Origin of the sequence: Noviherbaspirillum sp. Root189 (genome assembly GCF_001428545.1) — a bacterium.
Taxonomy (GTDB): Bacteria; Pseudomonadota; Gammaproteobacteria; order Burkholderiales; family Burkholderiaceae_D; genus Noviherbaspirillum.
The window spans coordinates 18,753-33,524 of record NZ_LMHZ01000037.1 but is presented as its reverse complement, the minus strand read 5'-3'; the positions used below and the strand labels follow the sequence as shown (position 1 = coordinate 33,524).

15 protein-coding genes, 1 tRNA gene and 2 pseudogenes are annotated in these 14,772 nt (G+C 54.7%); 15 read left to right on the top strand and 3 right to left on the bottom strand.

Features of this window, described 5'->3' with window-relative positions:
• Nucleotides 1–210, bottom strand: a 210-nt coding sequence (locus ASE07_RS29950) for a hypothetical protein (RefSeq protein WP_235548546.1), incomplete at its 3' end; no start/stop codon positions are given.
• A 103-nt stretch (nt 211–313) separates the two neighbouring features.
• Here ASE07_RS29950 and ASE07_RS20240 point away from each other — a divergent pair.
• The 3 genes and pseudogenes from ASE07_RS20240 to ASE07_RS30870 form a co-directional block, all read left to right on the top strand.
• The gene (locus ASE07_RS20240) at nt 314–670 is read left to right on the top strand and encodes a hypothetical protein (protein WP_057292631.1); all 357 of its coding nucleotides are present in this window, start codon (nt 314–316) and stop codon (nt 668–670) included.
• A gap of 101 nt (nt 671–771) precedes the next feature.
• Nucleotides 772–1,179: pseudogene (locus tag ASE07_RS30875) on the top strand (helix-turn-helix domain-containing protein); the annotation flags it as partial.
• 63 nt (nt 1,180–1,242) lie between these two features.
• Nucleotides 1,243–1,906, top strand: a pseudogene (locus ASE07_RS30870) (IS5/IS1182 family transposase); the annotation flags it as partial.
• A gap of 264 nt (nt 1,907–2,170) precedes the next feature.
• Here the strand turns inward: ASE07_RS30870 and ASE07_RS20230 are convergent.
• Nucleotides 2,171–2,246: transfer RNA gene (locus ASE07_RS20230), tRNA-Asn, on the bottom strand.
• 127 nt (nt 2,247–2,373) lie between these two features.
• Complete coding sequence (locus tag ASE07_RS20225; protein ID WP_057292630.1) at nt 2,374–3,588, bottom strand: amino acid aminotransferase; 1,215 nt, start codon at nt 3,586–3,588, stop codon at nt 2,374–2,376.
• 119 nt (nt 3,589–3,707) lie between these two features.
• Between ASE07_RS20225 and uvrB the strand changes: the two genes are divergently transcribed.
• The 12 genes from uvrB to iscX all read left to right on the top strand — a co-directional run bounded on the left by uvrB (nt 3,708) and on the right by iscX (nt 14,665).
• Complete coding sequence (gene uvrB, locus ASE07_RS20220; RefSeq protein ID WP_057292636.1) at nt 3,708–5,801, top strand: excinuclease ABC subunit UvrB; 2,094 nt, start codon at nt 3,708–3,710, stop codon at nt 5,799–5,801.
• A 115-nt stretch (nt 5,802–5,916) separates the two neighbouring features.
• Nucleotides 5,917–6,708 (top strand): uracil-DNA glycosylase family protein, encoded by a 792-nt coding sequence (locus ASE07_RS20215; protein ID WP_057292635.1) that lies wholly within the window; start codon nt 5,917–5,919, stop codon nt 6,706–6,708.
• 192 nt (nt 6,709–6,900) lie between these two features.
• The gene (locus tag ASE07_RS20210) at nt 6,901–7,458 is read left to right on the top strand and encodes a low molecular weight protein-tyrosine-phosphatase (RefSeq protein ID WP_082584329.1); all 558 of its coding nucleotides are present in this window, start codon (nt 6,901–6,903) and stop codon (nt 7,456–7,458) included.
• Nucleotides 7,459–7,644: 186 nt separating this feature from the next.
• Nucleotides 7,645–8,661, top strand: a complete 1,017-nt coding sequence (locus ASE07_RS29320) for a hypothetical protein (RefSeq protein ID WP_057292629.1) — start codon at nt 7,645–7,647, stop codon at nt 8,659–8,661.
• 333 nt (nt 8,662–8,994) lie between these two features.
• Nucleotides 8,995–9,468 carry a Fe-S cluster assembly transcriptional regulator IscR gene (gene iscR / locus ASE07_RS20200; protein WP_057292628.1) on the top strand — a complete coding sequence of 158 codons (474 nt, stop codon included), beginning with the start codon at nt 8,995–8,997 and terminating at the stop codon, nt 9,466–9,468.
• A gap of 16 nt (nt 9,469–9,484) precedes the next feature.
• The gene (locus ASE07_RS20195) at nt 9,485–10,738 is read left to right on the top strand and encodes an IscS subfamily cysteine desulfurase (protein WP_057292627.1); all 1,254 of its coding nucleotides are present in this window, start codon (nt 9,485–9,487) and stop codon (nt 10,736–10,738) included.
• A gap of 27 nt (nt 10,739–10,765) precedes the next feature.
• Nucleotides 10,766–11,167, top strand: coding sequence for a Fe-S cluster assembly scaffold IscU (gene iscU / locus ASE07_RS20190; protein WP_057292626.1), 402 nt, complete (start codon nt 10,766–10,768; stop codon nt 11,165–11,167).
• A gap of 48 nt (nt 11,168–11,215) precedes the next feature.
• A complete protein-coding gene (gene iscA / locus ASE07_RS20185) occupies nt 11,216–11,539 on the top strand; it encodes an iron-sulfur cluster assembly protein IscA (RefSeq protein WP_057292625.1) in 324 nt (107 codons plus the stop codon).
• 83 nt (nt 11,540–11,622) lie between these two features.
• A complete protein-coding gene (hscB, locus tag ASE07_RS20180; protein ID WP_057292634.1) occupies nt 11,623–12,138 on the top strand; it encodes a Fe-S protein assembly co-chaperone HscB in 516 nt (171 codons plus the stop codon).
• A 45-nt stretch (nt 12,139–12,183) separates the two neighbouring features.
• Nucleotides 12,184–14,049, top strand: a complete 1,866-nt coding sequence (gene hscA, locus ASE07_RS20175) for a Fe-S protein assembly chaperone HscA (RefSeq protein ID WP_057292624.1) — start codon at nt 12,184–12,186, stop codon at nt 14,047–14,049.
• Nucleotides 14,050–14,119: 70 nt separating this feature from the next.
• Entirely contained in the window at nt 14,120–14,458 is a 339-nt protein-coding gene (gene fdx, locus ASE07_RS20170) for an ISC system 2Fe-2S type ferredoxin (protein ID WP_057292623.1), read from the top strand.
• A 12-nt stretch (nt 14,459–14,470) separates the two neighbouring features.
• Nucleotides 14,471–14,665 carry a Fe-S cluster assembly protein IscX gene (gene iscX, locus ASE07_RS20165; protein ID WP_057292622.1) on the top strand — a complete coding sequence of 65 codons (195 nt, stop codon included), beginning with the start codon at nt 14,471–14,473 and terminating at the stop codon, nt 14,663–14,665.
• Nucleotides 14,666–14,772: the final 107 nt, after the last annotated feature.

Here is a 14,772-nt window from a genome sequence, read left to right as displayed (position 1 = left end):
GGAAAACACCGTGGCAGGTGGTTTCTCTAAAACACGCGCAATCAGGCTCATGGGGCTTCCCCTTTTCCATTCGCGCCATATTACCGTCTTGCGCCGGTCATCCATTCGGTCCGAACTCTGCATCACGATTCTCCTCTTCAAATTGTTTAAAGGAACGTGTTGCAGTGACCAGTTGAATCCATCCCGCTTAATTTTCGGGGGATTACCCATTCAGTTTTCCCATTGAAAAATGGAACCCGAAAGACAATCAAGCCACTTATCTAGCAATACTTCACAGTCCTAAGATTTGCCTGATCAATATAACGGTAACGGTATGCAAAATTCTCACCTCACTATTCTTGCCTCTTTGTCGCCGTATCAGCTGTTCCAAGCGCTTTGGAAAGCCATCGAGACAAAAAATTATGAGAAGGTGCAAGAGCTTGTAGACGCGCTCGTACATGCACTTCGGGGCAACCAGACGCTTGACGCAAGCGCGGTTATGGAATTGATTGGTGTCGCGTTACATCGCCGCTGCTGCTTTGAGATTAAAAAGGCACTCACTCAGTTACCAGGCTTTGCCGTTGATGGTCCTGTTAAGTGGGGTGGACCGACATTAATCGCCTTCGTTACAGATCAAGGCGACGTGGAATTCGCGTCATATTTATTGCAGAAAAGAGCAGGTCAGCGTTAATTCCAAGTCGTGCAAAGCGAGACGGCTTAACTGATAACGCGCTCTAGTATCCTGAGTTAGAAATTCGTTGAATTATTTTGCTGATAAGTTGTTCGAAGCATATGGGTTTTCATGGCAAGGAAGGCATGGCAGGCAGACCGAAAGCGGTGTTGATGTTGAGCGCAGCGGAACAAGAGCAATTGCATGCTTGGGCACGAAGGCGCAAGACCGCGCAAGCGCTGGCCCTGCGTTCGCGCATCGTTCTGGAATGTGCCGGCGGAGCGGAGAACAAGGCGGTCGCGGCCAAACTCGCGGTGACGGGCCAGACGGTATCGAAATGGCGCACACGGTTCGTGCAAATGCGCCTGGACGGTATGCTCGATGCCCCGCGCTCGGAAGCGCCGCGCACGATCGATGATGCACGTGTCGATGCCGTGATCGCCAAGACGCTGGAACAGCAACCGTCGAACGCCACGCACTGGAGCACGCGGGCCATGGCGCGCGAAGCCGGGCTGTCGCAAACGGCGGTCAGTCGTATCTGGCGCGCCTTCGGCTTACAGCAGCATCGGCAGGAAACGTTCAAACTGTCCACTATGGATGACGCGGTCTGGGACCACTCGGTGTTTTCCAAGAATCGCGACCGGCTGCTCGCACATGAGGCGGTGGCAACATTCTTTACCGAAGTCATGACGACGGCAGACAAGCAGGGGCTGTTGTCAAGGGAACACTTTTCGTTCGGTAGCACACTGATCCAGGCCTAGGCCAGTCACAAGAGCGTTGTCGCCAGGGATGGTTCGGATGATCAGCCGCCAGGTGGTGGCCGTAACAGGCAAGCCAACTGGAAAGGCAAGCCGCGCAGCAATGACGCCCATGCCTCGACCACGGCTCCTGATGCCCGGTTGTACAAGAAGAGCGAGAAGATGCCGGCGGTATTGTGTTACCAGGGGGCATGTGCTCATGGAGGACCGTTCAGGCCTGGTGGTGGGTGCCATAGTGAGTCGCGCTGACGGAGCGGCGCTGGGGCGGCAGCGCTATTGATGGACGTACCACCCGGCAGATGGCTATGGGGTCAGCCGGACCGTGCGGGCCCGCATTGAAGGGCATTTCGGCTGGGCCAAGACGGTTGGCCGTATTCGGTAAACGATGTATCGTGGACTACGGTGGGGCGATCACCAATTCAACTTGACGATGGCAGCCGGCAATCTCTGTCGGATGGCGCGAATACTGTTCGCGGTGCCACAAGGCGGCGCACGATGAAGCGCATCGCCGTCTCAAACTGCATGGGACTTGCCGCAGCGCGCCATGCAGGTTCCCACCAATCGGATCACAATTGGCTCACATCGAGCACAAATTTGCTCCATTAACCTGCGCAAACCCTCGGCGATAGATGTTTTGAGGTGAATTTCAACAACCTGCTAGGAAGTAACAACGTTTGAACGCAAGCCTGCCGATTCATAGTGACGTTAAAATGAAAAAAAGCCAGATAAATCTAAGTCAGTGATTTATCTGGCCTTCAAATTTTGGCTCCCCGACCTGGACTCGAACCAGGGACCTGCGGATTAACAGTCCGTCGCTCTACCGACTGAGCTATCAGGGAACAGAGCAGCTATTATAGGCCGATCTTTCCGAAATTGTCAAAGCCTTGCAGGCTCGCCGATCTGGCAGGAAAAACAAAATCATCCTAATCCGGCCACTCTGGTCAAATCAAAGAGCGCTGCGGATCCTTACAGGACTTTGGCGATTGCGTCGACTACAGCATCGATGTTGCGGGAGTTCAGCGCCGCAACGCAAATGCGCCCTGTATCTACCGCGTAAATCGAAAACTCGTCGCGCAGGCGGCCGACTTGTTCCTTTGTCAGGCCGGAATAGGAAAACATACCGCGCTGCTTGATGACGAAATCGAAATCGTGGGCCGGCGCTTTTTCCTTTAGCTTGATAACCAGTTGTTGGCGCATCTCGCGGATACGTACGCGCATGCCTGCCAGTTCGTCCTCCCACAGCTTGCGCAGTTCTGGATTGGCCAATGCCGTTGCCACAACCTGACCGCCATGGATCGGTGGATTGGAGTAGTTGGTACGGACGACACGCTTGAGTTGCGACAGTACGCGTGCGGCTTCTTCTGCACTGACCGCGACGATGCTCAGTGCACCGACGCGCTCGCCATACAGGGAGAACGACTTGGAGAAGGAGTTCGAGACGAACAGCGGTGTGCCGGTCTCGGCAAAACGACGCACGACTTTACCGTCTTCATCGATGCCGTCGCCAAAACCCTGGTACGCCATATCAAGGAAGGGGATAAGGCCGCGCTGGGTAACCACGTTGATAACGTCGGTCCACTGATCATCGGTCAGGTCGGCGCCAGTCGGGTTATGGCAGCATGCGTGCAGCAGCACAATCGCACCGGATGGCATTTCCTTGAGTGCATTCAGCATGCCATTGAAATTGACGCCACGTGTTGCCGGATCGTAGTACGGATAATTGTTGACAACGAAGCCTGCGGATTCAAACAGCGCACGGTGGTTTTCCCAACTGGGGTCGCTGATCCATACTTGGGAGTTCGGGGAGAAACGCTTGAGGAAGTCTGCGCCCAGTTTCAATGCGCCTGTACCCCCGAGTGCCTGAACGGTGATTGCGCGCTTCTCTTGAACTACTGCGCTGTCGGCACCAAATACAAGTTCCTGTACTGCCTTGTCATAAGTGGCCAGACCGTCGATCGGCAGGTAGCTGCGGGGTGCCGGCTTTTCCATTAATTGTGTTTCTGCCTTGCGTACGCAATCGAGCAGAGGCACCTTGCCATTGTCGTCGTAGTACACACCAACGCCAAGATTTACCTTGTTAGGGTTCTTGTCAGCGTTGAAAGCTTCGGTAATACCCAGGATAGGGTCGCGGGGCGCCATTTCGACGGCAGTAAAGAGAGAGGCGGGATGGGATTGGCTCATCGTGATAACATGAAAAGTTGGCTGCGGATGCAAGCAGATGCAGCAGGGTTGTAGTCAGTTTCGGGCTTGTAGCCTCAAACCAAGGTGCAACTTATTATTCTACCAAAGGTCGAATGCAGATGGCAGATTTATCCCAGGTTTCCAGCCCCATCGACGAATCAAAAATCGTCACTTTCCCGAACTCGCCTTATCGCTTATTCCAGCCCTTCCCACCGGCCGGCGATCAGCCGACAGCCATCGAAAAGCTAGTCGAAGGTATCGAGGATGGCTTGTCATTTCAGACATTGCTCGGGGTGACCGGATCGGGCAAAACATACACCATGGCAAACGTGATTGCGCGACTTGGACGGCCGGCAATCATATTTGCGCCAAATAAGACGCTCGCTGCGCAGTTGTACAGCGAGTTCCGCGAATTCTTCCCGCAAAACGCCGTCGAGTACTTTGTCAGTTACTACGATTACTATCAACCGGAAGCCTACGTTCCGCAACGTGATCTGTTCATCGAAAAGGACTCGTCGATCAACGAGCATATCGAGCAGATGCGTCTGTCCTGCACCAAGTCCCTGATGGAACGGCGCGATGTCGTGATCGTGGCGACCGTATCGGCGATTTACGGTATCGGTAATCCGAACGAATACCACAAGATGATTCTGACCTTGCGCGCCAAGGACAAGGTCAGCCAGCGCGATGTCATCGCACGCTTGATCCAGATGCAATATACGCGAAATGAAGTCGATTTCGGACGTGGTACGTTCCGCGTCCGCGGCGACACGATTGACGTGTTCCCGGCTGAACATGCCGAGCTGGCGGTGCGCATTGAAATGTTCGACGACGAGATCGACAGCCTGCAACTGTTTGACCCGCTGACCGGACGTGTACGCCAGAAGATTCCACGTTTTACCGTGTATCCGGGTTCGCATTACGTCACGCCGCGTTCTACCGTGCTGCGTGCGATTGAAAGCATCAAGGACGAATTACGCGATCGCCTGGAATTTTTCCGGAAGGAAAACAAACTGATTGAAGAGCAGCGCCTTGAGCAGCGTACGCGCTTCGATCTGGAAATGATGCAAGAGATCGGCTTTACCAAAGGCATTGAAAACTATTCGCGTCATCTTAGTGGAGCAATGCCTGGTGAGCCGCCGCCTACCCTGGTGGACTACCTGCCGCAGGACGCCATCATGTTTCTTGACGAATCCCACGTGCTGACCGGCCAATTGAACGGCATGTACAACGGAGACAGGGCGCGCAAGACCAATCTGGTCGATTACGGTTTCCGCTTGCCGTCTGCGCTCGATAATCGTCCGCTGAAATTTGTGGAGTTTGAAAGCAAGATGCGCCAGACCGTCTTTGTGTCAGCCACGCCGGCGGAGTATGAAAGCAGTCACTCAGATCAGGTAGTCGAGCAAGTGGTGCGTCCGACCGGCCTCGTGGATCCGCTGATCTCAGTGCGCCCCGCGAGTTCGCAGGTGGACGACCTGATGTCGGAAATCACTGAACGCATCAAGAAGAATGAGCGCGTGCTTGTGACTACGCTGACCAAGCGCATGTCCGAACAATTGACTGAATTCCTGAGTGATAACGGCATCAAAGTGCGCTACCTGCATAGCGACATTGATACCGTTGAGCGTGTGGAAATCATCCGTGATCTGCGTCTTGGTACCTTTGACGTGCTGGTTGGCATCAACTTGCTGCGAGAAGGCCTTGATATTCCCGAGGTGTCGCTCGTTGCGATTCTCGATGCGGACAAAGAAGGCTTCCTGCGTTCCGAGCGCAGTCTGATCCAGACCATCGGCCGCGCCGCGCGTAACCTCAACGGTATGGCCATCCTGTATGGAGACAAGGTGACTGACTCGATGCGTCGCGCAATTGATGAGACCGAGCGCCGCCGCACTAAACAGGTAGCCTTCAACAAGGCCAATAACATCACGCCGGCTGGCGTAAAGAAAGAAATTCGCGACCTGATCGATGGCGTCTACAGCCCTCAGGAAGCACGCAGCGAATTACTGGTTGCACAAGAGCAGGCGAAGTACGAATCCATGAGTGAAAAGCAGGTCAGTAAGGAAATCAAACGGCTTGAAAAACTTATGGTGGATCATGCGAAAAATCTTGAATTTGAAAAGGCCGCTCAGGTTCGAGACCAGTTGCATCTTCTTAAGGAGCAGTTGTTCGGCGCACCGGGGATGGATAACGTCGTTCCGCTTGTCGGCAAGTGATCCCGATGTTGCGTTCGCCTGAACAGCGATGAAGAGGGCCGCCGGCGTAATTGCCGGCGGCCCTTGTCTTTTGTGGCAACGCTACAATGCTTGTTTTCCATTTCATATGAGCGCGATGTCCCAGACTATTCCCCAACCGATTTTTGCGGCGCTCGATCTGGCGCATGTCTCCTGGCATCCGATCCTCAAGCGTGGCTTGCAGGCGGTGGCCGCCGCCGACCCCGCTTACTTGCCCGCCCTGGCTGAAGCGCAATATCTCCCTACCGAGGGCCGCCTGTTCGCCGCGTTCACCAAGCCTCTGCACGAGGTCAGGTATGTGCTGGTGGGGGAAGGTCCGTATCCGCGCGAGGAGAGTGCGACCGGCGTGTGTTTCATGGATGGTGCGGTCGAGTCGCTGTGGTCGGAAAAGGGATTGTCCAAGCAAGTCAATCGCGCAACCTCGCTACGAAATTTCATGAAAATGCTTCTGGTTGCGGACGGCCAGCTGCAGCTGGAAAATACTTCCGGAGATGCATTGACGCATATTTCGCTGAAGGCGCGTGCAATTGGTTCGCCGTACATTCAGACGCTGACGGAGCTGCAGGCCAATCTGACTCGTCATGGTTTCCTGCTCCTCAATGCCAGTCTGGTTTTCCGCCCGGATGTCCCGCCCATAAAGGATGCGAAGGCGTGGAAGCCTTTCCTGGAGACGGTGCTCGAAGCGCTCGCCGACCATGCCGTCGAAAAGTCCAAAACGCCTCCGATACTCGTATTGTGGGGGAAGATTGCTGAACAACTGGCTACCCTTCCAGCGACGGCACGTTTCCCGAACGCCGTATCTGAACACCCGTATAACCTGTCCTTTATTGGCAACCGAACCATGCAGGAATTATTCGGCCCAATGCATTTGCTGCAACAGCAAAAGTAGAGCAGGAGACTTCCGGGATCGGTATTAAAACGCTGCAGCAGCGTCGCCGTCCAAGGCTGCGCAAATGCGTAACCGCGTGAATTTGTCGGAAATCATGGCGAGCACGTATCGTTTTGCGAAGATAAAGGTGTACCGGGCCCACTTTGATCTATATTGGTTTTTAAGGTGGCTCGCTTATTTCATGGAGCCACTATGGAAACCACCCGCATCCTATTTGTCTGCATGGGCAATATCTGCCGTTCTCCAACGGCCGAGGGAGTGCTACGTAAAATGGCGACGGATGCCGGTCTCCAGCAATATATTCTTATCGACTCTGCCGGGACCCACGATTACCACGTCGGCGAAGCGCCCGATCCGCGCGCACAAGCCGCGGCACGCAAGCGTGGCTACGATTTAAGTCGGCTTCGTGCGCGGAAGATCGAGCTTGAGGACTTTTCGCGTTTCGACATGATCCTTGGCATGGATTTCAATAATCTGGAAATTTTGCAAGCGCTTTGCCCGCCGGAGCACAAACATAAACCAGGTTTGCTAATGGGCTATTCGGCCTCCAGGGCCGGTTCTATTGTTCACGATCCTTATTATCGCGGCTCTAAAGATTTCGATCTGGTACTGGACTATATCGAAGACGGTTGCAGCGGTTTGCTTTCCAGTCTGGCACGCGGGCATGTCGTCTCTCGCCGCGACCGCCTGCCCCGCAAGGAAGTGCCGATCGTATCCCGTTGGATACGAGCACTGCAGCCACGCGTGTAGAACAGTTACCACGCACAAGTAAAACTTGCGCGGAAATACGGACGCAAGCACATTTTAAGTAGGTATAAAGCTATCGGACTGGCTTGACATATCGTCGGCCTGGAGGGATGCGTTCATTCTGATTTGCCAATGCTTTTGGTATAAAAATTGCAAGGGTTTTGCCGGGCCCTTGATGTAAAGAGTGAAATGATGAAAATGCTGACAGTCGCAATGGTTACGGCAAGCACGCTGGCAATGTGTCCGCTCACTGGCGTAGCGGCGACAGCACCGGCCGATAGTAATGCCGATCAGCCTTACACGATTTCACCTGATGATGCGTCGGTCACTTCAATGTTTCACTCTAACTCTGAAGAAAAAGAAAGCCTAAGCGAGCAGGAGATGGGCACGCCACTAGCGTTGTCGTTTCCCTACCCAAACACCGATCAACCTGCCATATCCCGCACCTTTCAGGCGGGACGGTATGGCACACTTTACACCTCCGTAGCCGGATTGCCGGCGCGCAGGGCGCTGATGTTCGATTATCCCGGCTTCGCACTCGAGAATCCGATGCAAAGTGCCTATTGGCTGGACTCGGCGCGCGAACGCTCCAGCACGGTGACGCTCGGCTATGCGTGGCGAGATGTCTCTATTGAAAGCTCAACGATTGCGAAAGACAATCAAAAAGATGGACCGATCCATTCCGAGTCCCCGAAATTCGATGTGCGATCTGCCAGGCTGTCTTATAGCTTGGCGCCGAACTTGGTCCTACGGCTGAGTCGCGGTTCGGTCAGCACCCTGGATCAACTTGTGCCGAATGATGAAGTTCGGCGTACGGCGGTCGCGGCGACCTATACCATGCCTTTTCAGCAAGGCGACTGGCAAACCACGTTGGCATGGGGCCGAAACGCTCGCAAATTCCGCGAGAGCACAATGGGTTATTTGCTGGAGTCGACCGTCAGGTTTAGCGGCACCCATGCGCTCTTCGGGCGCATAGAGCAAGTTGGCAGCGACGGCCTGATACGCGAAGACGAGTCTGCTCAGCGGCAGTTGTTCAAGATGAATCGACTGTCGCTTGGATATTTCTACGATCTTCGCACGACCGGCCCACTGCACCTGGATGTCGGTGCCCTCGTGAGCCGACACCTCGTTCCCACAGCGATGGAGCCGTCATACGGGAGCGACCCTACCACCTACATGATGTTCGTACGCTTCCGGATGCGTTGATCCCTTGCGCTGTCCTGGCGGGAAAATGGCTCTCGGCGGCATGTCGATAAGAAATATGAAATAATGCTGAATGCTTAAGTTGCAACGCTAAGTTGCAGCTTAAAGACAACTTGCATTGAGCGCTTTCACCCTTGGCCGCTTCAGTGACTTTATCCCAACTCAGGCCGTCAAGCCCGCATTTCCCAATACCTGACAAAATCACTCAACTTTGATATACTTGACTAAAATCTTCGGGAATCAGGGAAATTCGATTCCGGGAAGACAGAACGTCGTATCGCGGAGCTGTAAATCTCTGTGCGAGACGGTCGAGGTTTTGTACTGGAGCTGAGGTATATGCGTCTGACAACTAAAGGCCGCTTTGCGGTCACTGCGATGATCGATCTGGCGTTGCGTGAGGGCAAAGGTCCCGTGACGCTGTCGGCCATCAGCCAGCGGCAGGAAATTTCCCTCTCTTATCTTGAGCAACTGTTTGGGAAATTGCGCCGCCATGAAATTGTCGAGTCGGTGCGTGGTCCGGGCGGTGGTTACACCCTGGCGCGCAAGGCGGAAGACGTCACCGTTGCCGATATCATTATCGCGGTGGATGAGCCAATCGATGCAACGCAGTGCGGAGGCAAGGAAAATTGCCATAGCCCCGGCCACGAGCATGGCAGCCGCTGCATGACACATGACCTGTGGGCGACACTAAACGCCAAGATGGTCGAATACCTGGATTCCGTCTCGCTGAAAGATCTGGTCGACCAGCAGCGACAAAAGAATGCCGAACATAACGTGGTGCTGATGCCCCGTCCACACGTAGCCGCTTGATTTGGAGTTGAATCATATGAATGCCCCTTTGGAAAAAAGCCTGATCGATACCATTAAGGCCCCCCATTTTCCGATTTACATGGACTATTCGGCGACGACGCCGATCGACCCGCGCGTTGCCGACAAGATGATTCCCTACCTGCGCGAGCAGTTCGGTAACCCGGCGTCACGCAGTCACATGTATGGCTGGACAGCCGAGAAGGCTGTCGAAGAAGCGCGTGCCCAGGTTGCCGCATTGGTAAATGCCGATCCGCGCGAAATTATCTGGACCTCTGGCGCAACCGAAGGCAACAACCTCGCACTCAAGGGCGCGGCGCATTTCTACAAGACCAAGGGCAAGCACATCATCACGGTAAAGACTGAGCACAAAGCAGTGCTGGATACCGTGCGCGAACTGGAGCGCCAGGGCTTTGAAGCCACTTACCTGCAGCCGCAGGACAACGGCCTGATTACGGTTGAACAACTACAGGAGGCCATCCGTCCTGATACCATTCTTGTATCGGTGATGCTGGTCAATAACGAAATCGGCGTAATCCAGCCGATCCCGGAGATCGGTGAACTGTGCCGTTCCAAGGGCATCATTTTTCATTGCGACGCTGCCCAGGCAACCGGCAAGCTTGCAATCGACCTGGAAAAGTGGAAGGTCGATCTGATGACCTTTACCGCGCACAAGACTTACGGGCCCAAGGGAATTGGCGCGCTGTATGTCCGTCGCAAGCCACGTGTACGTATTGAAGCCCAAATGCATGGCGGTGGACATGAGCGCGGCCTGCGTTCCGGCACCTTGCCGACTCACCAGATTGTGGGCATGGGCGAAGCTTTTCGCATTGCCAAGGAAGAGATGGATTCCGAGATCGCCCGCGTCAAAGCGCTGCGCGACCGGCTCGCCAAAGGATTGACCGAGATCGAGGAAGTCTACGTCAATGGCGATATGGAGCATCGCGTTCCGCATAACCTGAATGTCAGCTTCAACTATGTCGAAGGCGAATCGCTGATCATGGCGATCAAGGACATCGCAGTTTCTTCAGGTTCTGCTTGTACTTCGGCCAGTCTGGAACCATCTTATGTGCTGAGGGCGCTGGGCCGCAGCGACGAACTGGCGCATAGCTCGATTCGCTTCACCATTGGTCGGTTCACGACCGAAGAAGATATCGATTTTACGATCAACCTGATCAAGACCAAGGTCGCCAAGTTGCGGGAATTGTCGCCGCTCTGGGATATGCACAAGGATGGCATCGACCTCAGCACGATCCAGTGGGCTGCACACTGACCTTTACAAAATACAAGGAGCACTAACATGTCTTACTCTGAAAAAGTCCTAGACCATTACGAAAATCCGCGCAACGTCGGCGCCTTTGAAAAGGGCGATGAAACAGTCGGCACCGGTATGGTTGGCGCACCGGCTTGCGGCGACGTCATGAAGCTGCAGATCAAGGTCGGCGCAAACGGCGTGATCGAAGATGCCAAATTCAAAACCTATGGCTGCGGTTCTGCGATTGCGTCGTCCTCGCTGGTCACTGAATGGGTCAAGGGCAAAACACTGGACGAAGCCATGTCCATCAAGAACACCCAGATCGCGGAAGAACTTGCCCTGCCACCGGTAAAAATTCACTGCTCCATTCTTGCGGAAGACGCGATCAAGGCGGCGGTGCAGGATTACAAGGCAAAGCATGGCGCGGAAGCAAAGGAAGCTGCCTGATAGACATTCCGGCCTGGCCGGAAAGGAATGGAAAGAGACTGAATCGTTATGGCAATCACATTGACCGAAAAAGCTGCCAAGCATATCAACCGTTATATTGAACGGCGCGGCAAGGGCATTGGTTTGCGCTTCGGCGTGCGCACCACCGGATGCTCCGGCCTTGCTTACAAGCTGGAGTATGTCGACGAGAGCGCACCGGAAGACAACGTGTTCGAATCGCATGGCGTGAAAGTCTTCGTGGATCCGAAGAGCCTGCCGTACATCGACGGCACTGAACTCGATTTCGCGCGCGAAGGCCTGAACGAGGGATTCAAGTTCCAAAATCCGAACGTCAAGGACGAGTGCGGTTGCGGCGAAAGCTTCCGTATTTGAGATCAATTGAGCCCTCTGCGGTATAGGAGGGAGATGCACTGCAAGCCTGTTGATGTCCGGACAGGCTTTTCTTTTGGATGCCCATGCAAAACCACTTCGAGCTGTTTCATTTGCCGCAAAAGTTCGCCATCGATATGGCGGCGCTGGACGCGGCTTATCGTGAAGTGCAGAACCAGGTGCATCCGGACAAGTTTACCAATGCAGGCGACACGGAAAAGCGTGTTGCCATGCAATGGGCTACACGTGCCAACGAGGCTTATCAAACCCTTAAGAATCCTTTCAAGCGCGCCGCCTATCTGTGCGAATTGAATGGCGTCGATCTGCAGATCGAATCGAACACCGCGATGCCGCGTGAATTCCTGATGCAGCAAATGGAATGGCGTGAGGCGCTGGACGACTCCAGGGCGGGCAAGGATATTTCGGGGCTCGAGCAACTCGACAACGACTTGCGCATGGCGCGCAAGGAAAAGCTCGCCGAAATCGGCACGCTACTTGACGCAAATGATTACACCACTGCCGCACAAGATGTCCGGCAACTGATGTTCCTTGAAAAATTCGGCGAAGAAGTGCAGGCCGTATTTGAAAAACTCGAAGGCTGATAACTCTCGCACGCATCCAGCAGCCGTCAATACAGATAACCTCCTATGGCTCTTCTCCAGATCTCAGAACCGGGCATGTCGACTGCACCGCACCAGCACAGGCTGGCGGTCGGCATCGACCTCGGGACGACTAACTCCCTCGTGGCTACTGTACGCAACAGCATTCCTGAAGTGCTGACTGACGAGGAGGGGCACTCGCTGTTACCCTCCATCGTCCGCTACCTGCCCAATGGCCACGCCAATATCGGCTACACGGCCCAAGCCGCCCAGACCACCGATCCAAAAAATACCATCGTGTCGGTCAAGCGCTTCATGGGACGTGGGTTGAAGGATATTGCCTACGTCGAAAATCAGCCTTACGACTTTGTCGACGCACCCGGCATGGTTCAACTCAAGACGGTGGCAGGCGTGAAAAGCCCGGTCGAAGTTTCCGCAGAGATATTAGCAACGCTACGCCAGCGCGCGGAGGATGCATTGGGTGATGAACTGGTCGGGGCAGTGATTACCGTCCCCGCTTACTTCGACGATGCGCAACGCCAGGCGACCAAGGATGCGGCCAAACTCGCGGGACTGAATGTGCTGCGCTTGCTGAATGAGCCAACTGCTGCTGCCATCGCCTATGGTCTCGACAACGGGTCCGAAGGCATCTACGCTGTCTACGACCTCGGCGGCGGCACCTTTGATATTTCCATTCTGAAGCTCTCCAAGGGCGTGTTCGAAGTCTTGGCTACGGGTGGCGACTCGGCCCTTGGCGGTGATGATTTCGACCATCGCATTCTGTGCTGGATCATCGAACAGGAAAAGCTGGCTCCCCTGTCCGACAAGGACACCCGTATCCTGATGGTAAAGGCAAGGGAAGCCAAGGAAGCTCTGTCGACGCATGCAGAAACACACATCGATGCCGTGCTCAATTCCGGCGAAGAAGTCCATCTCACACTGAGCGCAGCGACGTTTTCCCAGATTACACAGCATCTGGTCAACAAGACCATTACGCCGAGCCGGAAGGCACTGCGCGATGCCGGGCTGACTGTGGACGATGTCGATGGCGTCGTTCTGGTTGGTGGTGCGACCCGTATGCCACACGTACGCAAGGCAGTGGGCGACTTTTTCCAGACGACTCCACTCGCCAATATTGATCCCGACAAAGTTGTGGCGCTTGGGGCCGCTATCCAGGCCAACCTGCTTGCCGGCAATCGTGCGCCGGGTGATGACTGGTTACTGCTCGATGTCATTCCGCTGTCGCTCGGAATCGAGACCATGGGCGGGCTGGTGGAAAAAGTTATTCCACGCAACTCAACCATTCCCTGTGCTCGTGCCCAGGAATTCACGACGTTCAAGGACGGACAAACGGCAATGGCGATCCATGTGGTGCAAGGCGAACGCGAGTTGGTCAGCGATTGCCGTTCGCTGGCGCGCTTTGAATTGCGCGGTATTCCGCCGATGGCCGCGGGAGCGGCACGTATCCGCGTGACCTATCAGGTCGATGCGGATGGCTTGCTATCCGTATCGGCGCGCGAACAGCGCTCCGGCGTGGAGGCCTCGATTGCGGTCAAGCCATCGTATGGGTTAGGCGACGATGATATTGCCAAGATGCTGCAGGAGTCCTACAGTTCTGCGGACATCGATATGAAGATGCGTGCCTTGCGCGAGGAGCAAGTGGAGGCTGAGCGTATTTTGCTCGCCACGCAGTCTGCACTGGACGCCGACGCTAACCTGTTATCCGAAGAAGAGCGTGCGCGGATTGTCTCGCTGATGGACGCAGTGCGCCGGACAGCAAGCAGCGACGACCATGATGCGATCAAGGCATCCGTTGAAGCGCTTGCGCATGGCACTGAGGAGTTTGCGGCAAGACGTATGGATCGCAGCGTACGCGTTGCGCTGTCCGGCAAAAAGCTGGACCAGATTGTCTGAGAAGCAGGAGTAGGAGCAGGCGCGTAGCCGGCAAAACAGTCACCACCTATAACATCACGAGGTAAACGAAGTGCCCCAAATCGTTGTTCTTCCCCATGCAACCCTTTGCCCTGAAGGTGCGGTTATCGAAGCACCGGCAGGCAAATCCATCTGTGACGCCTTGCTCGAAAATGATATCGAGATCGAGCATGCCTGTGAAAAGTCCTGTGCCTGTACCACCTGCCATGTGGTAGTCCGTGAAGGTTTTGCGTCTTTGAACGAGTTGGAAGAAAAGGAAGAAGATTTGCTGGATCGCGCATGGGGCCTGGAAGCAACATCACGCCTTTCATGCCAGGCTGTTCTGGCGGATCAGGATGTTGTAGTCGAGATTCCAAAATACACGATCAATCACGCAAGCGAAAATCATTAAGCGGAGGCTGCCATGAAATGGACCGATACGATTCGCATTGCAGAGGAACTACACGACAAATATCCGGATGTTAATCCGCTGACGGTGCGCTTTACCGACCTGCATAAATGGGTCTGCGAACTTGAGGACTTCGACGACGATCCAAATCGTTCAGGCGAAAAAATTCTTGAGGCGATTCAAATGGCCTGGATTGAGGAAGTGCAATAAGCAGGAAACCAGGACGTCAATAGTCCTCAATTTCATTGGACACTCCTGGAACAGACTTGATGCGCTCGCCTGTCGCAAGCCCTGTTTACGCAACAAGTTTAGGCCGC